Origin of the sequence: Pseudomonas sp. MWU12-3103b, assembly GCF_023100615.1 — a bacterium.
Taxonomy (GTDB): Bacteria; Pseudomonadota; Gammaproteobacteria; order Pseudomonadales; family Pseudomonadaceae; genus Aquipseudomonas; species Aquipseudomonas putida_A.
On sequence record NZ_JALMEY010000015.1, the window covers coordinates 153,153 to 172,939 of the forward strand.

20 protein-coding genes are annotated in these 19,787 nt (G+C 61.8%); 12 read left to right on the plus strand and 8 right to left on the minus strand.

What is annotated here, in order from left to right; translation table 11 throughout:
• Window positions 1-2 precede the first annotated feature (2 nt).
• Window positions 3-1,184: an acetyl-CoA C-acetyltransferase gene (locus tag M0808_RS22310; protein WP_027611652.1), complete on the plus strand. Its 1,182-nt coding sequence runs from the start codon at window positions 3-5 to the stop codon at window positions 1,182-1,184.
• Window positions 1,185-1,411: 227 nt separating this feature from the next.
• Here the strand turns inward: M0808_RS22310 and M0808_RS22315 are convergent, their stop codons facing one another.
• Both M0808_RS22315 and M0808_RS22320 read right to left on the minus strand, forming a co-directional pair.
• Entirely contained in the window at window positions 1,412-2,710 is a 1,299-nt protein-coding gene (locus M0808_RS22315) for an Nramp family divalent metal transporter (protein ID WP_348773060.1), read from the minus strand.
• A 92-nt stretch (window positions 2,711-2,802) separates the two neighbouring features.
• Window positions 2,803-3,339 (minus strand): chalcone isomerase family protein, encoded by a 537-nt coding sequence (locus tag M0808_RS22320; RefSeq protein ID WP_027611650.1) that lies wholly within the window; start codon window positions 3,337-3,339, stop codon window positions 2,803-2,805.
• 131 nt (window positions 3,340-3,470) lie between these two features.
• Here M0808_RS22320 and M0808_RS22325 point away from each other — a divergent pair, with 131 nt between their 5' ends.
• Window positions 3,471-4,253 (plus strand): hypothetical protein, encoded by a 783-nt coding sequence (locus M0808_RS22325; protein WP_247842445.1) that lies wholly within the window; start codon window positions 3,471-3,473, stop codon window positions 4,251-4,253.
• 85 nt (window positions 4,254-4,338) lie between these two features.
• Entirely contained in the window at window positions 4,339-4,905 is a 567-nt protein-coding gene (locus tag M0808_RS22330; protein ID WP_086792572.1) for a hypothetical protein, read from the plus strand.
• A gap of 3 nt (window positions 4,906-4,908) precedes the next feature.
• On the opposite strand, the gene M0808_RS22335 is transcribed toward M0808_RS22330, so the two are convergent.
• The 4 genes from M0808_RS22335 to M0808_RS22350 form a co-directional block, all read right to left on the minus strand.
• The gene (locus tag M0808_RS22335; RefSeq protein ID WP_027611647.1) at window positions 4,909-5,625 is read right to left on the minus strand and encodes a prolyl oligopeptidase family serine peptidase; all 717 of its coding nucleotides are present in this window, start codon (window positions 5,623-5,625) and stop codon (window positions 4,909-4,911) included.
• A gap of 170 nt (window positions 5,626-5,795) precedes the next feature.
• A complete protein-coding gene (locus tag M0808_RS22340) occupies window positions 5,796-6,908 on the minus strand; it encodes a M14 family metallopeptidase (protein ID WP_247842446.1) in 1,113 nt (370 codons plus the stop codon).
• A gap of 203 nt (window positions 6,909-7,111) precedes the next feature.
• Window positions 7,112-7,891 carry an ABC transporter substrate-binding protein gene (locus tag M0808_RS22345; protein ID WP_247842447.1) on the minus strand — a complete coding sequence of 260 codons (780 nt, stop codon included), beginning with the start codon at window positions 7,889-7,891 and terminating at the stop codon, window positions 7,112-7,114.
• Between the two features lie 317 nt (window positions 7,892-8,208).
• Window positions 8,209-8,637: a rhodanese-like domain-containing protein gene (locus M0808_RS22350; RefSeq protein ID WP_247842448.1), complete on the minus strand. Its 429-nt coding sequence runs from the start codon at window positions 8,635-8,637 to the stop codon at window positions 8,209-8,211.
• Between the two features lie 102 nt (window positions 8,638-8,739).
• Between M0808_RS22350 and ftrA the strand changes: the two genes are divergently transcribed.
• A complete protein-coding gene (ftrA, locus tag M0808_RS22355; RefSeq protein ID WP_247842449.1) occupies window positions 8,740-9,714 on the plus strand; it encodes a transcriptional regulator FtrA in 975 nt (324 codons plus the stop codon).
• Between the two features lie 107 nt (window positions 9,715-9,821).
• Here the strand turns inward: ftrA and cobF are convergent, their stop codons facing one another.
• The gene (gene cobF / locus M0808_RS22360; protein WP_134786756.1) at window positions 9,822-10,577 is read right to left on the minus strand and encodes a precorrin-6A synthase (deacetylating); all 756 of its coding nucleotides are present in this window, start codon (window positions 10,575-10,577) and stop codon (window positions 9,822-9,824) included.
• Window positions 10,577-11,035: a histidine phosphatase family protein gene (locus M0808_RS22365; RefSeq protein WP_348773059.1), complete on the minus strand. Its 459-nt coding sequence runs from the start codon at window positions 11,033-11,035 to the stop codon at window positions 10,577-10,579. Before M0808_RS22365 ends, cobF begins: the two co-directional genes overlap by 1 nt.
• Before the next feature lie 445 nt (window positions 11,036-11,480).
• On the opposite strand from M0808_RS22365, the gene M0808_RS22370 reads away from it, so the two are divergent.
• From M0808_RS22370 to M0808_RS22405, 8 genes are all read left to right on the plus strand, one after another.
• Window positions 11,481-12,335, plus strand: coding sequence for a MurR/RpiR family transcriptional regulator (locus M0808_RS22370; protein ID WP_027611641.1), 855 nt, complete (start codon window positions 11,481-11,483; stop codon window positions 12,333-12,335).
• A gap of 2 nt (window positions 12,336-12,337) precedes the next feature.
• Window positions 12,338-12,982: an isochorismatase family cysteine hydrolase gene (locus tag M0808_RS22375; RefSeq protein WP_139054635.1), complete on the plus strand. Its 645-nt coding sequence runs from the start codon at window positions 12,338-12,340 to the stop codon at window positions 12,980-12,982.
• On the plus strand, window positions 12,979-14,310 hold the full coding sequence (locus M0808_RS22380; RefSeq protein ID WP_123588369.1) for a glutamine synthetase: 1,332 nt from the start codon (window positions 12,979-12,981) through the stop codon (window positions 14,308-14,310). Before M0808_RS22375 ends, M0808_RS22380 begins: the two co-directional genes overlap by 4 nt.
• Window positions 14,294-15,046 (plus strand): N-formylglutamate amidohydrolase, encoded by a 753-nt coding sequence (locus M0808_RS22385; RefSeq protein ID WP_247842451.1) that lies wholly within the window; start codon window positions 14,294-14,296, stop codon window positions 15,044-15,046. Before M0808_RS22380 ends, M0808_RS22385 begins: the two co-directional genes overlap by 17 nt.
• Before the next feature lie 85 nt (window positions 15,047-15,131).
• Entirely contained in the window at window positions 15,132-16,481 is a 1,350-nt protein-coding gene (locus M0808_RS22390) for an APC family permease (RefSeq protein ID WP_027611637.1), read from the plus strand.
• Window positions 16,482-16,599: 118 nt separating this feature from the next.
• Window positions 16,600-17,616, plus strand: coding sequence for an arginine N-succinyltransferase (locus tag M0808_RS22395; RefSeq protein WP_247842452.1), 1,017 nt, complete (start codon window positions 16,600-16,602; stop codon window positions 17,614-17,616).
• A gap of 61 nt (window positions 17,617-17,677) precedes the next feature.
• Window positions 17,678-18,712 carry an arginine N-succinyltransferase gene (gene astA / locus M0808_RS22400; RefSeq protein WP_027611635.1) on the plus strand — a complete coding sequence of 345 codons (1,035 nt, stop codon included), beginning with the start codon at window positions 17,678-17,680 and terminating at the stop codon, window positions 18,710-18,712.
• 185 nt (window positions 18,713-18,897) lie between these two features.
• A complete protein-coding gene (locus M0808_RS22405) occupies window positions 18,898-19,767 on the plus strand; it encodes an oxaloacetate decarboxylase (protein WP_247842453.1) in 870 nt (289 codons plus the stop codon).
• Window positions 19,768-19,787 lie beyond the last annotated feature (20 nt).

Consider the following 19,787-nt stretch of genomic DNA (forward strand, 5'->3'; position numbering starts at 1 on the left):
AAATGCAAGACGTCGTAATTGTTGCCGCCACCCGCACCGCGATCGGCAGTTTCCAGGGTTCGCTGGCCAGCGTGTCCGCGGTGGATCTGGGCGCTGCGGTGATTCGCCAGTTGCTCGAACAGACCGGTCTGGACGGTGCGCAGGTCGATGAAGTGATCATGGGCCAGGTGCTGACCGCCGGCGCCGGCCAGAACCCGGCGCGTCAGGCCGCGATCAAAGCCGGCCTGCCCCACGCCGTGCCGGCCATGACCCTGAACAAGGTCTGCGGCTCGGGCCTGAAAGCCCTGCACCTGGGCGCACAAGCGATCCGTTGCGGCGATGCCGAGGTGATCATCGCCGGTGGTCAGGAGAACATGAGCCTGTCCAACTACGTGATGCCGGGCGCACGCACCGGTCTGCGCATGGGTCACGCGCAAATCGTCGACACCATGATCAGCGATGGCCTGTGGGATGCGTTCAACGATTACCACATGGGCATCACTGCCGAGAATCTGGTCGATAAATATGAGATCAGCCGCGAACAGCAGGACGCCTTCGCCGCCGCTTCGCAGCGCAAAGCCGCTGCGGCCATTGAGGCCGGACGCTTTGTCGATGAGATCACCCCGATTCTGATCCCGCAGCGCAAAGGTGATCCGGTGGCGTTCAAGGTCGACGAACAACCACGTGGCGACACCACCGCCGAATCCCTGGCGAAACTGCGTCCGGCGTTCAAGAAGGACGGCAGCGTCACCGCCGGTAATGCTTCGTCGCTGAACGATGGCGCCGCTGCAGTGATCCTGATGAGCGCCGAAAAGGCCAAGGCCCTGGGCCTGCCGGTGCTGGCAAAAATCGCCGCGTACGCCAACGCCGGTGTTGACCCGGCGATCATGGGCATCGGCCCGGTCTCGGCCACCCGTCGCTGCCTGGACAAGGCGGGCTGGAACATCGGCCAACTGGACCTGATCGAGGCCAACGAAGCTTTCGCCGCGCAATCGCTGGCAGTGGCCAAGGATCTGCAATGGGATCTGGACAAGGTCAACGTCAACGGCGGCGCCATCGCCCTCGGTCACCCGATCGGTGCATCGGGCTGCCGCGTGCTGGTGACGCTGCTGCACGAAATGATCAAGCGTGATGCGAAAAAAGGTCTGGCGACCCTGTGCATCGGCGGCGGTCAGGGTGTGGCGCTGGCACTGGAACGCGCTTAACCCCCGAGTTCACAGCGGGCAGTGGATCCACGACATCCGCTGCTCGCTGGCAACAAAAAACCCGGTGCGACTTGCGTTGCACCGGGTGTTTTTTTTGCTCATTCAAAATCTTCTTTGAATGGACCTCCCTCTTCGCGAGCAAGCCCGCTCCCACAGGGGAATGCATTCCAGGGTGGGAGCGGGCTTGCTCGCGAAGGGGCCAGCTCAGGCAACAGAAAAACCAGGGCTCACACCACCATCTGCAAAATCAACCAGGCATTCGCGCCACTGATCACCGCAAACAGCCCCCACGCCAGCACCCGGGTCGGCAGCCGGTTCACAAACGGCCCCATCAGTTGCTTGTCGCTGGTCATGCGAATCAGCGGGTACAGCGCAAACGGCAGCTGCAGGCTCAACACCACCTGACTCAGCACCAGCAATTTGCCCACCGCGTCATCGCCCATCAGCCATACGCCGATGAACGCCGGGATCAGCGCCAGCCCACGAGTGATCAACCGCCGCTGCCAGCAGGGAATCCGCAGGTTCAGATACCCCTCCATGATCACCTGTCCGGCGATGGTCCCGGTGAACGTCGAGCTCTGCCCCGACGCCAGCAACGCCACGCCGAACAGCACACTGGCCAGCGCGCCGCCGACCAGCGGGTCGAGCAGGTGGTAGGCGTCCTGAATGTCGACCACGTCGGTATGCCCGGACTGGTGAAACGCAGCCGCCGCCAGAATCAGGATCGCCGCGTTGACCAGCAGCGCCAGCGCCAGCGAGCCGATAGTGTCGATGCGCGCCAGGTTGACCGCGTCCTGCTTGCTGGCCAGGTCCTTGCCGATCATCCGCGTCTGCACGATCGAACTGTGCAGGTAGAGGTTATGCGGCATCACCGTCGCGCCGAGAATACCGATCGCCAGATACAGCGGTGCGGCATCGCTGATCGCCGAGAGCGACGGTTTGAAACCGGCGAACACATCCGGCCAGTAGGGTTTGATCAGCACCAGTTCAACGAAGAAACACACGCCGATGGTCGCCACCAGCACCAGCATGATCGCCTCCAGCCGACGGAAGCCACGGTTCTGCAAGGCCAGCACCAGCAGCGTGTCGAAGGCGGTCAGGGCAATGCCGAAGGTCAGCGAACAACCCAGCAATAAATGAAAGGCCAAGGCGCAGCCGAGCACTTCGGCCAGATCAGTAGCGATGATCGAGATTTCCGCCAGCACCCATTGCAGGCGTGCGGTCGGGGTGCTGTAGCGCTCGCGGGACAATTGCGCCAGATCGCGACCGGTGGCGATGCCCAGACGCGAGCACAGGCACTGCACGACCATTCCCGCCAGACTTGCGAGCAACACCACGAATAGCAGGCTGTAACCAAAACGCGAACCGGCCTCGATCGCGGTCGCCCAGTTGCCCGGGTCCATGTAGCCGATCGACACCAGCAAGCCAGGCCCGGCAAAACGCAGCACGCGTTTGAAGAACGAAGCGCTCGGATCCACCGCAACACTGCCGGCCACCTCCGGCGGGCAGAACGGCGCGGTGGCGATTTTGGGTAAGCTGAATTTCACGCACACATCCAGAAACAAGTTCGAAAGACACAGCTTAGAGGTTTCAGTCAGCGCCTTGAAGAACAAAAACTCTATCGGCTCATGCCCAACAGTTGCTCACGCAGTTCGGGATTGCGCGTACGCGGATCCAGCCAGATATCGAAAAACGCCCGGGCAAATTGCGGATCATCGATTTCATGCTGCAACTGCTGACCGACAAAAAACCGTGCGCCCTGCCCCGGCAGATAAACGCCCGTGATCCGCGTGCCGGCCTGCACATCGACGAACGATTGCTCCATTTGCCCTTGCCACCTGGCCAGTTGCGCGGGACTGACGCCCGAGCCTGCCAGGCGTTTGATTTCATCGACGCTGGCCTGCACCAGATCATCGCGGGAGATCTTGCGCCGATAGATCAACTCCAGAGCGAAGGGCTGTTCGGTGGACAACGGACGTGCCGCGCTCCACAACCGGGCGTTGTAGACGTCGAAACCGAACACACTGAAATCCCCGGTGCCGATGATTTGCGCGCCGGGCACGGCGTCCTGCCAATTGGCCCAGGTCGGGGTGAGTAACAACGCCCACAAGCCGATGCCACAGCACCCACGCAGCAACTTTGATGGTTTGCTCATCGCGGTATCGACTCCGGTAAACCCTGATCTTCAGAGCATAGCGGATATCACCCGTAGGCTTTGTATACAAAAACTGTCGATCAATACGGCAATCGGTTACCTTGGCCACTTCCTTCCCCGAGGCCTCCCGCGTGCTGATTCTCAAATTACTGCTGATCCCCGGATTTCTGCTGCTGATTTCCCTCGCCGGCAAGCGCTGGGGGCCGAGCGTGGCCGGTTGGCTGTCGGGGTTGCCGGTGGTGGTCGGGCCGATTCTGTTTTTCCTCGCCATCGAACAGGGGCCGCAGTTTGCCGCGCAATCGGCGGTGGCGGCGCTGTCGGCGATGTTCGCCATGATCGCCTTCTGCATCACCTACGCGCAGGTGGCACAGCGGGCGAACTGGCCGTTGGCGCTGACGGCGTCAATGTCGGTGTGGGCGGGACTGGCGCTGGTGTTGTCGCTGATTCCGTCGTCCCTGACGTTCTCGATAGCTGCGGCGGCGATTGCCCTGCTCGCCGCGCCGTACCTGTTTCCCGACGTGCAGCCGGTACTGAACGGCCCGGCGCCGAAGTCGGACAAACTGCTCTGGCGGATGATTGCCGGTGCGGCGCTGACGCTGCTGGTGACCATGCTCGCGAGTACTGTGGGCGAGCGCTGGAGCGGCTTGCTCGCGGTGTTCCCGGTGCTCGGCAGTGTGATGGCGGTATTCTCTCAGCAGACTCGTGGCCCGGCGTTTACCGCGGCATTGCTGCGGGCGACGGCGACCGGCATGTACTCGTTCTCGGCATTTTGCCTGGTGACGGCGCTGACCCTGCCGAGTCTCGGCCTCAGCGGATTCATCGCCGGTGTCGCGGTGTCGGTGGCGATGCTCGGGGTCACCCGCAAGTTGCTGGCCCGACCGACTCCCGCCAAAAGCCCACAACCTCAAGGCTGAGGCAGACTGACAAACCGCGCTGGAATGCCAGGCATGCTCCGTGGGATCATCGCCGCCCTGGCGCGACCATCCCTCGGAGATTCACATGTCATTGCTCAGCAAGAAAGCCGTCGTCCTGTTGCTGGCGGCGGTCGCCGGTCTCGGCGCCCTCAACGCCCAGGCAGCCAAGCCCAAGGAAAAGGCCTCGACCAACAACGTATCGATGCTCGACGGCAAGTTCACCTTCGTCCTGCCCAAGGGTTTTACCGCCGACCCGCTGCCGGCCGGGCCGACCGGTGCCAAGGGCACGATGTACACCAATCAGGCGACCAAGACTGTGGTCATCGCCGCGGAAAACCAGATCGCCGGCGGCGCCAGCGTCAAGGACAACGACAACGAATTTCTCGATGGCAGCCTGGCGAGTTTCATCGATGACCAGCGCAAGGCCCTGCCGGACTTCAACAAGCTCAGCGAAAAAAGCCTGACCCAGAAAAGCAGCGGCCTCGGCGTGCGTCAGGTCGACAGCACCGCCACTCAGGGCGGCGGCCAGACCCTCAATACCACCCTGCTCGCCGCCTCCGGCAAGCGCATGGCGCTGGTTCAGGTGATTTCCCGGGCCAGCGACAAGAGCGGTCACGATGCGCTGGTGAAAACCATCCTCAAGGACAAGTGATCCTTACGGATTGAGCTGCTGCAGCCAGGCGTTCAAGTCCCGCAGCTCGGCAGAACTGATGCTGTGGCCGACACCGGGATAAGCGTGAAACTCGGGTTTGTAGGCAAGTTTTTGCAGCAGCGCATTGGCCGCAGTGCCGTCGCGGTACGGCACCCGATCATCGGCGGTGCCATGGCCGATGAAGATCTTCAGCGGCAACGGTTGTTGCTGCGCCTGGAGCTCGGTTTTCAACACCGGCAACAGGCGTCCGCTCAACGCCGCGATGCCACCGACCGCCACGGGCGGACGCAAGCCCACTTCGTAGGTCATCATCGCGCCCTGGCTGAAGCCGATCAGGTACACCTTGTCCGGGCTGGCGTGATATTTCTTCGCCGCCTGGGCGACAAACTCCCGCAGTTTCTGACCGCTGGCCTTCAGATCATCGGTCTCACCGTTGTAGGCGCCTTCGCCTTTTTTGCGAAACCACTGGAAACGCCCTTCGCCCAACGCCAGCGGCGCCTGCACCGAGAGGTAGTTGTACTGTGCCGGCAGTTGAAACTTCATACCGATCAGATCGGCTTCGTTACTGCCGTAGCCGTGCAGAAAAATCACCAGCGGCCGAGTGTTCGCGTCCGGGTGAACCTGTTCGATGTATTTCAGTGGCAAGTCGCTTTGCAGCGTGGTTTGCGCGTGGACGGCGCTGGACGCCAGCAGGGTTAACAGGGCAAACGCCTTCAACATAGAGCCTTCCTTCACAGAGTGTCGGGTTCGTCGGTGAGCCTAACACTCTCTGAAGATTGTGGTGCTGGCGAGACCGCTATCGCGAGCAGGCTCACTCCTACAGGGACAACGCATGCCAAATGTAGGAGTGAGCCTGCTCGCGATGAGGCCGGAAAATCCAAGGAAATCTGTCAGTCGTTTATCAGCTTGCCCACCCGAATCGGCTCACGCCCCGCCACCTTGGCCTGCCAGATCCCCGGCTGGGTATAACGCCCGCGATCAATCGCAAACAGCACGCCGCTGGTGCCGGCGCGGACGGTGGTGAGGCGGTCATTCAACGGATCCACCACTTCGAACAGCGCATCGCCCTGCTCGACCCACTCCCCGGCATTGCGCAGGAAACTGACCACGCCATGGTGCGGCGCGAACAGGTATTCGGTGCCTTCGAACGGCATGCCTTCGCAGCATTCGCTCGGCGCCGCCGGCCATTCGCCGCTGATGAAACCCTGCTCGGCGAGAAAGCCGAGAATCGCTTCACAATTGGCCTGGGCCTGATCGACCCGGGTGTCGCCCATGCTGCCCAGTTCCAGGGTGGTGGCGAGGTTCGCCGGGGGAATCGCCGCACTCGGAAACGCTCGGGCCAGACGCAGCCACGGCGATGAGCACGATTCATCGAACGAACTGCCACCGGAGTCTTCGCACAACAAGGCCACGCCGGCCTTCAGTCGCGCCGCCAGCGATTGCCAGCGCGGCCAGTGTTGCGGCAGGGCGTAGAGGTGAATCGCCGCGTCGAAATCGCAATGCAGATCGAGGGTGATGTCGGCGTCGCAGGCATGGCGCAGCAGCAAGCGGTGCAGCGCTTCCAGTTGCGAAGCCGGGGCTGGCAACTCATCGAGCACCTCGCCCATGGTCTGGCGGATCAGCGCGATGTTGGCCTGGTCGTCGCTGCCCAGTTGCTCGCCGATTCGCGCCGCCACCGGCGCACTGAGTTCAACAAACGCGCGGTTGAAATTCTTCCCGCTGCCCAACTCGAAGCGCCCCATGTGGCTGCCTTGCAGATGCTGGTCGAGGCCAATCGGGTTGGCCACCGGCACGAGCTCGATCACGCCTTGCAGACGGCCCTGCTGTTCCAGCGCGTTGAGGCGTTGCTTGAGTTCCCACGCGGTGCGCATCCCCGGCAGTTCGTCGGCGTGCAGGCTGGCCTGGATGTACACCTTGCGGCTGCCCGCGCCGTAACGGAAGACGCTGAGGGAACGTTCGCTGCCCAGATGGCTCCAGGGCAGGACATGGTCGATGCGTTGCATGGGTAACTCCTGAAAATTGAATCGGCGAAAATCCCCTGTGGGAGCGGGCTTGCTCGCGAAGGCGGTGTATCAATCAATGATTATGTTGAATGTTATACCGCCTTCGCGAGCAAGCCCGCTCCCACAGGGGGTCTTTGTCTTCAGGGGGAGAGCACAAAAAAAGTGGCCACCGCGCAAACGGGACCACTTTTTTCTACAGCGTATTAATGACCGTACACGTCAAAGTCGAAGTACTTGTCCTGGACTTTCTTGTACTCGCCATTGGCGCGGATTTCGGTGATGGCCTTGTTGAATTTCTCGGCCAGCGCGGTATCGCCCTTGCGCACCGCGATGCCCGCGCCGCCGCCGAAGTACTTGGCGTCTTCGTAGGTCGGGCCGACGAATTCGAAGCCTTTACCGTCGTCGGTCTTCAGGAAACCGTCGCTGAGGTTCACCGAGTCGGCGAGCATCGCGTCGAGACGACCGGATTTCATGTCGAGGTTGGCTTCCTGTTGCGAGCCGTAGCGCACCACTTCAAACCCGGCGTCCTTGGCCATGTCGGTGGCATAGCGGTCGTGGGTACTGGCGCGCAGCACGCCGACTTTCTTGCCCTTGAGCTCGGTCAGCGGGTCTTTGACACCGGAGCCTTCCTTCATCACGAAGCGCGCCGGGGTGTGGTAGTACTTGATGGTGAAATCGACGTTTTTCTTGCGGTCGTCAGTGATGGTCATCGAGGACAGGATCGCGTCGATCTTCTTCACTTTGAGTGCCGGGATCAGACCGTCGAATTCCTGCTCGACCCACACGCATTTGACGTCCATCTGTTTGCACAGGGCATCGCCGATATCGACGTCGAACCCGGTGAGTTTGCCATCAGCGGTTTTCATCGAGAATGGCGGGTAAGCGGCTTCGATCCCCAGACGAATCGGTTTGGCATCTTCGGCCACTGCGGTCAGGGACAACATCGACAGTGCCAGGGCACCGAACATCACTAGCTTCTTCATTTATTACTCCTGTGTGCGGAGGCTTTTATTGGCAGCTTTCGATTGGCGTTCGGTCATGGCCGTTGAGCAGCAAAAACCGACGTGGCCGGCAGTCTATGGCGGCGCGCACAGGGCAAATTGTGTTTAGGCGACAAATACTTACAGAAAATCGGCGCACGCGTTGACCGGGATCAACAGTGCGCCGACATGGTGCAAAGGCTGTAGGACAAATCTTTGAAAACGACACAAATGGCCTTTGTAGGAGCTGCCGCAGGCTGCGATCTTTTGACTTTTAAAGAGCAAAAGATCGCAGCCTGCGGCAGCTCCTACAAAAGCATTCAGCATTCGCAGGCGATGGGGGTTTTGGCGGGCTGTTCGACACTCAGCGAAAAACCCTCATCCAGCCAGCCGGTCACGCCGCCGATCATCTCCTTGACCGGGTAACCCAACGCCGCCAGTTTCACCGCAGCCTTGTTGGCGCCGTTGCAGTGCGGGCCGGCGCAATAGACCACGAACAACGTGCTCGTCGAATACTCCGCCAGGCCTTCGGCGGTCAGCAAGCGGGTCGGAATGTTGATCGCGCCCGGCACGTGACCGCGCTCGAACGCCAAAGGCCCGCGCACGTCGACCAGGACAAAATCGACTTCACCGGCCTCCTGGCTGCTGTACACGTCAGAACAATCGGTTTCAAACGTCAGACGGTTGCTGAAATGCATCAGGGCAATGGCCGACGGTGCGGCAGGAATGTCGCGAACCAGGCTGGTCATGTTGTGTGGCTCCTTCATCTGTTGGGGTGTGAGCAGACTTTATCGGGCCGGCACTTGGCGCTACAGTGGCGCGCAAGACACTCACCGGGAATTTTCCGCCAAATGCCTGACTCACCTGGATTGGTCGCGATTCTGGCCTACGATGGCCTCTGTACCTTCGAGTTCGGCATTGCCGTGGAGATTTTCGGCCTGCCCCGGCCGGAATTCGATTTCCCGTGGTACGAGCACTGCATCGTCGCCGTTGATCAAGGGCCGATGCGCGCCATGGGCGGGATTCACGTATTGGCCGACGGCGGCCTGGAGCTGCTGGCGCAGGCGCGCACCATCATCATTCCCGGTTGGCACGACCGCGAGGCCCCGGTGCCGCCGGCGCTGATCGACGCCTTGCGACAGGCCCACGCCCAGGGTGCGCGGTTGCTGTCAATTTGCTCAGGGGTGTTTGTGCTGGCCGCCAGTGGCTTGCTCGACGGCCACGGTGCGACCACCCACTGGCGCTACACCGATGAACTGGCGCGACGCTACCCGGCGATCGCGGTCAATCCGGATGTGCTTTACGTCGACTCCGGACAGTTGATCACCTCGGCGGGCAGCGCCGCCGGGATCGATGCCTGCCTGCATCTGCTGGCACGGGACTTCGGCACCCAGGTCGCCAATTCAGTGGCCCGGCGTCTGGTGATGTCGCCGCAACGCACTGGCGGTCAGGCACAGTTCATCCCGACGCCGGTCAGCGCGACGCCGCGCAACGACTTATCGCGGGTGATGCAGTGGGCCCGCGAGCGCTTGCACCAACCGCTGGAAGTGCGCGATCTGGCCAGCGAAGCGGCGATGAGCGAGCGCACCTTTTTGCGCCGTTTCACCGAAGCCAGCGGACAATCGCCCAAAGCGTGGCTGCAACACGAGCGACTGGCCCGGGCGCGGGAATTACTGGAGAGCAGCGTGCACAACACCGAGCAAATTGCCCTGCGCTGCGGTTATCGCTCGGTGGAAAGTTTTCGCGTGGCGTTTCGCAGCGTGGTCGGGGTGCCGCCGTCGGTGTATCGGGAGCGGTTTGGGCGTGGGGTCAAAGCCATTTCTTGAGTTGACTGTGATGACCCCTTCGCGAGCAAGCTCGCTCCCACATTTGAAATGGGCCCCCCTGTGGGAGCGAGCTTGCTCGCGAAGAGGCCAGTCCAGCCACAATAAACCTACGGCTTGCGCAACAGATAGGTATCCATGATCCACCCATGCTTGGCCCGGGCAGCCTTGCGCACCCGCTCGATCTCGGCCGCCACATCCTTGAGCTTGCCACTGATCAGAATTTCATCCGGTGTGCCCAAGTAGGCTCCCCAGTAAATCTCGGTCTGCTGATCCGCCACATGGTGGTAGGAATCTTCCGCATCGAGCATCACCACCAGACTGTCGGTGTCGCTGACCTGCCCCGCCGCCAGCCGCCGGCCAGTGGTGATTTCAATTGACCGGCCAATGCTGTTCAACGGCACCTTATGCTGCGCGGCCAGCGCCTGAACACTGGTAATCCCGGGGATCACTTCAAACTCGAAAGCACAGCGGCCTGACGCGAGAATCGCCTGCAGGATACGAACGGTGCTGTCGTACAGCGCCGGGTCGCCCCACACGAGGAATCCGCCGCACTGCTCGTCAGCCAATTCTTCATTGATCAGTTGTTCGAAGGTTTCTTGCTTGGCGCGATTCAGATCATCGACCGCGCGGGTGTAGTCCACGTCGCCGCGCGCGCGCTCTGGGCTGTGGGATTCGACGAAGCGATACGCAGGATCGGTGATGTAACGCGCACAGATATCGCGACGCAGATCGATCAGTTTGTCCTTGCTCGGGCCTTTGTCCATCAGAAAGAACACGTCGACCTGATTCAGCGCCTTTACCGCCTGCATCGTGATGTAGTCGGGATTTCCGGCGCCGATGCCAATCACTAGCAGTCGTTTCATTACAGTGCTCCCGCAAGATCGATACCCGGCAAGCGTAGCCGCCAGATGCCGTTGAACCGCAGTTCAACCATAGACAACGGTTCAACATCAATGGCGTTGAACGCCGCGCCCTGTAACACCTGCATCAGTGCCGCACGCACCACAAACGGATGGGTGACGGCGACGATGTGCCCCGATACGCCTTGCAGACTGGTCAGCCATGCCGCCACGCGTTCGCTCAACTGCATTACCGACTCGCCACCATGGGGTGCCGCCTGCGGATAATCGATCCACGCCTGCAATGCATCGGCCTCGCGCACTTGCAGATCCTTGATCGCTTGCCCGTGCCAGCGCCCCAAATCGCAATCGCGCAACGCTTCGTCCACTTGCGGCGCCGCACCGAACCACTCGGCGGTCTGACGGGTACGCAATTCCGGCCCGCACAACAAACGACTGGCACCGGTGAACTTCGCGGCCAACGCGCCGATCGCGAATGGCGAATTTTCAACAGGCTCGTTCGTAGGAAAGCGCGACAATTTCTGTGCGACGGTTCGCGCGTGGCAAATCAAAGTCAAACGGGTGGACTGCACAGGATTTCACTCGATAAGCATCAGCTGAATCGGCGGAAAATCGCCGGTCTTGTGGCAATTGTGCCGTAACCCGGTCGCTTCAGGGGATCTCGTGAACCTCCAGTCCAGTACTCTGAAGTAGAAAAAGCGGCAATGTCTGACACGCCTGGAGGCAATGGACTACAAGAGGCACAGACTCAGGTGTAGCCCTTGTTACTCAGGGTTGTGAGCTTATTTAAACGTCGAATCGCCAGCGCTAAAAATTCACTAGACATGTAACCTGAGTTACATAAATACTGTTTTAACGGATTGTGAAACGAATTCAACACCCCCCCTTCATCCAGCAGGAGCCCGGATGCCCCCTCTCAGAGACTTGATCACCGACCCCGGCCTGGAACTGACGCCGTCGGAGCGCAAAGTGATTCGCGCCCTGCTCGACCAGTATCCACGCAACGGCCTGGGTCCGATGGCGCGTCTGGCCGAACACGCCGGCGTCAGCGATCCGACCATCGTGCGGCTGGTGAAGAAGCTCGGATTCGGCGGTTACGCCGAGTTTCAGGACGCGCTGCTCAGCGACATGGACCACCGCCTGCGTTCGCCGCGCACCCTGTTGCAGCCACGCTCGCACCTCAATAAAGACGATGCCTGGGGCCATTATCTGGCTGACAGCCAACGCCTGCTGGTGGAAACCCAGGTTCTGACGCAACCCGAAGACGTGCGCATTCTGCTCGACTGGCTGCTCGATACCCGGCACCAGATCTACTGCTTCGGCGGGCGCTTCAGCAGCCTGATGGCCAACTACCTGCTCAACCACCTGCGCTTGCTGCGGCCCGGCTGCTTTGCCCTGGAGGACAACGCGCAACTGCCCGACCGCCTGTTCGATCTGCAACGCCAGGACGTGGTGCTGCTGTTCGACTATCGGCGCTACCAGTCCCAGGCCCTGCGGGTGGCCTCGGCGGCGAAGAACAACAACGCGCGGGTGGTGCTGTTCACCGACATCTATGCCTCGCCGCTGCGTGAACTGGCTGACCTGATCATCAGTGCTCCGGTGGAATCGGCCTCGCCGTTCGACACCATGGTGCCGGCGCTGGCCCAGGTCGAGGCGCTGATTGCCTGCCTGACCCTGCGCAGCCCCGATCTGGCCGATCGCCTGGAAGGCATCGACGCCCTGCGCAACGACTTCAACACCCATCTGCTGGAGGATAAATAAGGATGTTCAGTCTTCCCCACCGCTCGCCGCGGGATTTGCCGTTCGTCACCGGTCACACCGCTCTGTTGCTGGTGGACATGCAGCGTGCCTGGCTCGAACCGCAGTTCGACCCGCACTTGAACGGCCCGGACGCCGAGTATTTCCTGACCCGCGCGCACATGCAGGTGGTGCCCAACCAGCGCCGCTTGCTCAGTGCCTTTCGCGAAGCGCGGCAGAATGTGCTGCATACGATTATCGAAAGCCTGACCGCCGACGGTCGCGACCGCTCGCTGGATCACAAACTGTCGGACATGCACCTGCCCAAGGGCAGCACCCAGGCGCGGATCATCGACGACCTGACCCCGGTGGAAAACGAAATCGTGTTGCCGAAAACCTCATCCGGGGTGTTCAACTCGACCAACATCGATTACGTGCTGCGCAACCTCGAAACCCGTCACCTGATCATCGCTGGCATCGTCACCGACCAGTGCGTCGACATGGCCGTGCGCGATGCCGCCGACCGTGGCTATCTGGTGACGCTGGTCGAAGACGCCTGCGCCACCTATACCCCGGCGCGGCATGACGCCTGCCTCAACGCGATCAAGGGCTACTGCTGGATCAGCGACACGCAAACCGTGCTCGGCCGCTTGCAGGAGATGCGTCCATGAGCGAGCGCCTGACGCCGTTGCCGATGACCACCATCGTCACCACCGACCTGATCGGCATCACCCGTGGCCGCTCGTTTCCCACCGATCAGCTGGAACATTATCAAGCGGCCGGGTGCGGCTGGGTGCCGGCCAACAGCGCACTGACGCCTCAGGACATCATCGCCTCGACCAACCCATGGGGCGCCTATGGTGATTTGCGGCTGATTCCCGATCTGGCCAGTCGCGTGACGGTCGGTAATGGCCCGGATGCCGCAGCACCGGCGCTGGACTTCATCCATGGCGACATCCGCGAGACCGATGGCCGGCCGTGGAGCGCTTGCCCGCGCACGCTGCTGCGCGATGAAATCGAGCGCTATCGCGACGACCTCGGTTTGCAGGTCAACGCGGCGTTCGAACACGAATTCAACCTGCATGCCGGTTTTGCCGAGCATCTGGCGTTTTCCCTCGAAGCCCAGCGTCAGGGGGCCGAGTTCGGCGGCTGGCTGCTCAGCGCGCTGCGCGCCGGCGGTGTCGAGCCGGAAATGTTCCTGCCCGAATACGGCAAGCACCAATACGAAATCACCTGCCGGCCGACCCTCGGCGTGGCGGCGGCGGATCGTGCGGTGAACGTGCGCGAAATCACCCGCGAAATAGCCCGGCAAATGGGCGTCGACGTCAGCTTCGCGCCGAAAACCAAGGCCGACGCGGTGTGCAACGGTGTGCACCTGCACGTCAGCCTGCTCGACCTGCAAGGTCTGCCGCTGCTCTACGACGCCGGCACCAGCAACGGTCTGTCGACGCTCGGCCAGCATTGGGCCGCCGGGATCCTGCATTATTTGCCGGCGCTGTGTGCGTTCACCGCGCCGACACCGGTGTCGTATGAGCGTTTGCAGCCGCATCACTGGAGCGCGTCCTATGCGTGTCTGGGGCAGCAGAACCGTGAAGCGGCGCTGCGCATTTGTCCGACCGTGAGCCTGGGCGGCAAATCCGTGGCGGCGCAGTACAACCTGGAATTCCGCGCGATGGACGCCACCGCCTCGCCGCATCTGGCGATGGCCGCACTGCTGATTGCCGGACGGCTGGGCATCGAACAGCGTCTGGCGCTGAACGCGATCACCGATGAAATTCCCGATTCACTCAACGACGAGCAACGCAAGGCCCGGGGCATCGTCGCCCTGCCCGCCTCGCTGGCCCAGGCGCTGGATTGCCTGCGTGACAGTGCAGCCTTCAATCAATGGCTGCCCAAGCCGTTGCTCGACACTTACCACGCCCTTAAAACCGAGGAACTGGCGCTGACGGAACAGCTCTCGCCCGCTGACCTGTGTGAGCACTATGCACGCCTGTACTGAATCCGCCGAGCTGGGGTTGTATACCCGCCCGGTCTACAACCTGAGCCGCGAAGATTCATCGCATCCGTTGATTCTGGTGTGCGAGCACGCCAGCCGCTACATCCCCGAGGCCCTGAACAATCTGGGCCTGGACGATGCCGCCGCGCGCGAACACATCGCCTGGGACATCGGCGCACTGCAACTGGCCGAAAAGCTCTCGGAGACACTCGGCGCGACACTGTTGAGCGCCAACTATTCACGGCTGCTGATCGACCTCAATCGGCCCCGGCATGCGCCCGACAGCATTCCGGCGCAGAGCGAGATTTATCAGGTGCCCGGTAACCGCGAGCTGGACGAAGCCACTCGCGAATACCGGCGCCAGAGCCTGTTCAAACCGTTTCACGCCCGGCTGCAGACCCTGATCGACCAGCGCGTTGCACAAGGCCAGGCGGTGCGAGTAGTGGGGATTCACAGTTTTACCCCGGTGTATTACGGCCAGCCGCGCCCGCTGGAAGTCGGCGTGCTGTTCGGTCAGGCCGGCGCCTATGCGCAACGGGTGATCGACGGCCTCGGCCAGCACCCGCTGAACGTCGCGGGCAACCAGCCGTACCGGGTTGATCCGCTGGGCGACATGACCGTCCCGGTGCACGGCGATGCCCGGGGGCTGGAATCGGTGTTGATCGAAGTGCGCAACGATCTGCTGCGCAGCCCCGAAGCGGTATCGTTGTGGGCCGAGCGTCTGGCGCCGCTGCTGTAAAGAATGCTGCAAGACTGCTGACGCTGTAACGATGGATCGACATAACAACTAAAACGCTGGATAGGCTGACAAGGAGTTGCGCTTCATGGAAATAGAAGAGTTCGGCTACAAACAGGAGTTGAAACGTAGCCTGACACTGACCGACCTGGTGGTGTACGGGATGATCTTCATGATCCCCATCGCCCCCTTCGGCGTGTATGGCTACGTGAATGCCGAGGCGCCCGGGATGGTGCCGCTGGCCTACATCATCGGCATGGTCGCGATGCTGTTCACCGCGCTGAGCTACGGCAGCATGGCCAAGGCGTTTCCGGTCGCCGGTTCGGTGTATTCCTACGCGCAACGCGGCCTCAATCAACACGTCGGCTTCATCGCCGGCTGGCTGATGCTGCTCGACTACCTGCTGATTCCACCGCTGCTGTACGTCTACGCGGCGATGGCCCTGAACCATCTGTACCCGGACATTCCGAAGGTCGGCTTCATTCTGGCGTTTCTGGTCAGCGCGACGTTCGTCAACCTGCGCGGCATCACCTTCACCGCACGGATGAACATCATTTTCCTGCTGGCACAGCTGGTGGTGCTGGGGATTTTCCTGTTCTACGCCTGGAACGCCCTGCACAACGGCGGCGGCAACGGCGAGCTGACCCTGGCGCCGCTGTATCACCCGGAAACGTTCAACTTCGCCCTGCTGATGCAAGCGGTGTCGATTGCCGTGCTGTCATTCCTCGGCTTCGATGCGATCTCGACCCTCGCCGAAGAAATCAAGGGCGATCCGGGCCGCAGCGTCGGTCGCGCAGCGCTGATCACTCTGGTGGTGATGGGCGTGATTTTCGTCGTACAGACCTGGATCGCCACCGATCTGGCTGCTGGCATGGGTTTCAAGTCCGCCGACACCGCATTCTATGAAATCGCCGAAATCGCCGCTGGCAGCTGGCTGGCCACCCTGACCGGTGTCGCCACGGCGCTGGCCTGGGGCGTCGCGGTGGCGATCACCTCGCAAGCGGCAGTGTCGCGCCTGCTGTTCGGCATGGCCCGCGACGGCAAGTTGCCGAAAGTGCTGGCCAAGGTGCACCCGAAGCACAACACCCCGTACCTGAGCATTTATCTGGTGGCGGTGCTGTCGCTGGTGATCTGCTACCTGTTCATCAATTCGGTCGACACCCTGACTTCGCTGGTCAACTTCGGTGCACTCAGCGGTTTCATGCTGCTGCACCTGACAGTGATCAACTACTACTGGCGTCGGCAGAAGTCCGGTCAGGTCGTACGCCATCTGATCTGCCCGGTGATCGGCTTCATCATCGTCGCCGCCATCATGTACAACATGGGCGTCGATGCGCAGAAACTCGGCCTGATCTGGATTGCGCTGGGTCTGGTGTACCTGTTCTTCCTGAACAAGCTCGGCGCCAGCACAGCGCTGCCTGACCCGAGCAATGGCTGACAAGAAAAAGAGCGGCGTCTGACATCAAATCAGGCGACCGCCGCTTTAAAGCGTGGCAACCGACAGTGATAGTCAGGTTCGGTGGGATCACCGGACCCTTTGATACAGGAGTGCATCCATGCTGGTCTTACGCCCAGTCGAGACAACCGACCTGCCGCAATTGCAGCAGCTGGCCCGCGACAGCCTGGTCGGCGTCACGTCGCTGCCTGACGACAGCGAACGCCTGCGCGAAAAAATCGCCGGCTCCTGTGCCTCGTTCGACAACGACACTCAGGCGCAAGGCCCGGAGAACTACTTCTTCGTGCTGGAAGACCTCGACACTCAACGGCTGGTCGGTTGCTCGGAGATCCTCGCCACGGCCGGTTTCAACGAACCGTTCTACAGCTTGCGCAATCGCCACTTCACCAGTGCTTCGCGGGAACTGAACATCGAACACGGGGTGCCGGCGTTGTCACTGTGTCACGACCTCAGCGGACACACGCTATTGCGCGGGTTTCACATCGACAACGCGCTGGTGCGCAGCGCCTTTTCCGAATTGCTGTCGCGGGCACGGCTGCTGTTCATCGCCGCTCACGCACAACGTTTCGCCGATGCGGTGATCACCGAGATCGTCGGCTATAGCGATGAGAACGGTCATTCGCCGTTCTGGGACGCACTGGGCAAACACTTCTTCGACCTGCCCTACGTCGAGGCCGAACGCCTGTGCGGTCTGCAAAGCCGCACGTTTCTCGCCGAACTGATGCCGCAATACCCGATTTACGTACCGATGCTGCCTCCGGCAGCGCAGGAATGCATCGGCCGGATTCACCCGGACGGCCAGGAAGCGTTCGACATCCTCGAACGCGAAGGCTTTGAAACCAACAGCTACATCGACCTGTTCGACGCCGGTCCGACCCTGTATGCGCGCACCGCGAACATCCGATCGATCGCCCGTAGCCAGACCGCCACCGTGCGCCAGCAAGCGCCGATCGAGACGCGTGGCCGTTATCTGTTGAGCAACGACGCGCTGCACGGTTTCCGGGCCATCGTCGCCGAACTGGATTACCAGCCCGATCAACCGCTGTCTCTGACGCCGGCCCTGTGCGCGGCGCTGAAGGTCACCGATGGCTGCACGATCAGGCTGACCGCCCTGTGAACCGCGCCCGGTTGCATACCCAACGACAGTGCCCGAACCGGCGCGTACAAGGAGTTACCGCATGATCGTCCGTCCGGTCAAAGTCAGCGACCTGCCAGCACTGATGACCCTGGTGCAACAGGCTGGCCCGGGGTTCACCACCCTCCCGGCCAATGAGGATCGCCTCGCCCACCGGGTGCGTTGGGCCCAGCGCGCGTTTTCCGGACAAGTGGAACGGGCCGACGCCGATTATCTGTTCGTGCTTGAAGATGACGACCTGCGGGTGGTCGGCGTCAGCGCCCTGACCGGCGCGGTAGGCCTGCGCGAGCCGTGGTACAACTACCGAGTCGGCCTGACCGTGAGTTCGGCACCGGATCTGGGCATTTCGCGGCAGATCCCCACACTGTTTCTCAATAACGAGCTGACCGGCCAGTCGGAACTGTGTTCGCTGTTCCTTCAGCATGAGCAACGCCATGGCAACAATGGCCGGCTGCTGTCTCTCGGGCGGCTGCTGTTCGTAGCCGAGTTTCCGCAACTGTTTGGCGAGAAGATGATCGCCGAACTGCGCGGCAGTGCCGATGAACTCGGTTGCTCGCCGTTCTGGGACAGTCTGGGCCGGCATTTCTTCCAGATGGACTTCAGCCATGCTGACCACTTGTCGGGGCTGGGCAACAAGTCGTTCATCGCCGAACTGATGCCGCGCCAGCCGTTGTACACCTGCATGCTCACCGAACAGGCACAGGCGGCCATCGGCCAGGCGCATCCCAATACCGAGCCCGCGCTGAAGATCCTGCGCGAAGAAGGATTTGTGCATAAGGGCTACATCGACATCTTCGACGGTGGCCCGGTGATCGAAGCACCGATCGGCAACATTCGTACCGTGCGCGACAGCCTGGCGCTGACCCTGAGTCTCGGCACGCCGGACGATCAGGCACCGTTGTGGCTGATCCACAACCGGCGCCTGGAGAACTGCCGCATCACTGTGGCCCCCGGTCGTCTGGTCGGCAATACCCTGGTGGTCGATCGCCTCACCGCCAAGCGCCTGCAACTGCAACCGGGCAATTCGGTGCGCGCCGTGCTGCTGCCCAGGCAACAGCAACAGGCGGTAGCGGCCTGATCTGCGGTTTAGCCAGTGAAAATCCGCTGACTGCCGATGAAACCTTTCAGCCGCTGGATCCTTCATCGACGCCTCACTCGCAAATTCGTCATGAACCTTGACCCATTCGCGTGATAGCCTTTTCATTCTTCGGCGTTGACACCTTTGCTCAAGCCGTTCCATTCCTTTGTATTGGTGGAACTCGTATGACCAGGCTTTCCCATCAAGATTTGCGCCGTAACTTCCGTCAATTGCTGGCTTCCGACACCTGCTACCACACCGCCTCGGTGTTCGACCCGATGTCCGCGCGCATTGCCGCAGACCTGGGTTTTGAAGTGGGGATCCTCGGCGGCTCCGTGGCCTCGTTGCAGGTGCTGGGCGCCCCCGACTTTGCCCTGATCACCCTCAGCGAATTCGCCGAACAGGCCACCCGCATCGGCCGCGTCGCCCAATTGCCAGTGATCGCCGATGCCGACCACGGTTACGGCAACGCCCTCAACGTGATGCGCACCATCGTTGAACTGGAACGCGCCGGCGTCGCCGCCCTGACCATCGAAGACACCCTGCTGCCGGCGCAATTCGGCCGTAAGTCCACCGACCTGATCTCGGTCGCCGAAGGCGTCGGCAAGATCCGCGCGGCGCTGGAAGCCCGGGTCGATTCGGAAATGGCAATCATCGCCCGCACCAATGCCGGGATTCTGCCGAATCAGGAAATCATCAGCCGCACCAAGCAGTATCAGGCCGCCGGTGCCGACGGCATCTGCATGGTCGGGGTGCAGGACTTCGATCAGCTCGAGCAAATCGCCGAACACCTGACGGTGCCGCTGATGCTGGTGACCTACGGCAACCCGGCGCTGCGCGACGACAAGCGCCTGACCGAACTCGGGGTGCGCGTGACCATCGACGGCCACGGCGCCTACTTCGCCGCGATCAAGGCGACCTACGACAGCCTGCGCGAACAACGCCAGATCTTCACCCAGGCCTCGGACCTGAGCGCCACCGAGCTGACGCACACCTATACCCAGCCTGAGGATTACATTCTGTGGGCGAAGGAATACATGAGCGTCAAGGAATAAGCTGCGGTCAGGACTGGCCT

Bases quoted from the DNA above. Each gene is read 5' to 3' on its own strand.
- M0808_RS22310 (WP_027611652.1), top strand. From the start codon at position 3: ATGCAAGACGTCGTAATTGTTGCCGCCACCCGCACCGCGATCGGCAGT.
- M0808_RS22320 (WP_027611650.1), bottom strand. From the start codon at position 3,339: ATGAGCAAACCATCAAAGTTGCTGCGTGGGTGCTGTGGCATCGGCTTG.
- M0808_RS22330 (WP_086792572.1), top strand. From the start codon at position 4,339: ATGTCATTGCTCAGCAAGAAAGCCGTCGTCCTGTTGCTGGCGGCGGTC.
- M0808_RS22335 (WP_027611647.1), bottom strand. From the start codon at position 5,625: ATGTTGAAGGCGTTTGCCCTGTTAACCCTGCTGGCGTCCAGCGCCGTC.
- M0808_RS22340 (WP_247842446.1), bottom strand. From the start codon at position 6,908: ATGCAACGCATCGACCATGTCCTGCCCTGGAGCCATCTGGGCAGCGAA.
- M0808_RS22345 (WP_247842447.1), bottom strand. From the start codon at position 7,891: ATGAAGAAGCTAGTGATGTTCGGTGCCCTGGCACTGTCGATGTTGTCC.
- M0808_RS22350 (WP_247842448.1), bottom strand. From the start codon at position 8,637: ATGACCAGCCTGGTTCGCGACATTCCTGCCGCACCGTCGGCCATTGCC.
- ftrA (WP_247842449.1), top strand. From the start codon at position 8,740: ATGCCTGACTCACCTGGATTGGTCGCGATTCTGGCCTACGATGGCCTC.
- cobF (WP_134786756.1), bottom strand. From the start codon at position 10,577: ATGAAACGACTGCTAGTGATTGGCATCGGCGCCGGAAATCCCGACTAC.
- M0808_RS22370 (WP_027611641.1), top strand. From the start codon at position 11,481: ATGCCCCCTCTCAGAGACTTGATCACCGACCCCGGCCTGGAACTGACG.
- M0808_RS22375 (WP_139054635.1), top strand. From the start codon at position 12,338: ATGTTCAGTCTTCCCCACCGCTCGCCGCGGGATTTGCCGTTCGTCACC.
- M0808_RS22380 (WP_123588369.1), top strand. From the start codon at position 12,979: ATGAGCGAGCGCCTGACGCCGTTGCCGATGACCACCATCGTCACCACC.
- M0808_RS22385 (WP_247842451.1), top strand. From the start codon at position 14,294: ATGCACGCCTGTACTGAATCCGCCGAGCTGGGGTTGTATACCCGCCCG.
- M0808_RS22390 (WP_027611637.1), top strand. From the start codon at position 15,132: ATGGAAATAGAAGAGTTCGGCTACAAACAGGAGTTGAAACGTAGCCTG.
- M0808_RS22395 (WP_247842452.1), top strand. From the start codon at position 16,600: ATGCTGGTCTTACGCCCAGTCGAGACAACCGACCTGCCGCAATTGCAG.
- astA (WP_027611635.1), top strand. From the start codon at position 17,678: ATGATCGTCCGTCCGGTCAAAGTCAGCGACCTGCCAGCACTGATGACC.
- M0808_RS22405 (WP_247842453.1), top strand. From the start codon at position 18,898: ATGACCAGGCTTTCCCATCAAGATTTGCGCCGTAACTTCCGTCAATTG.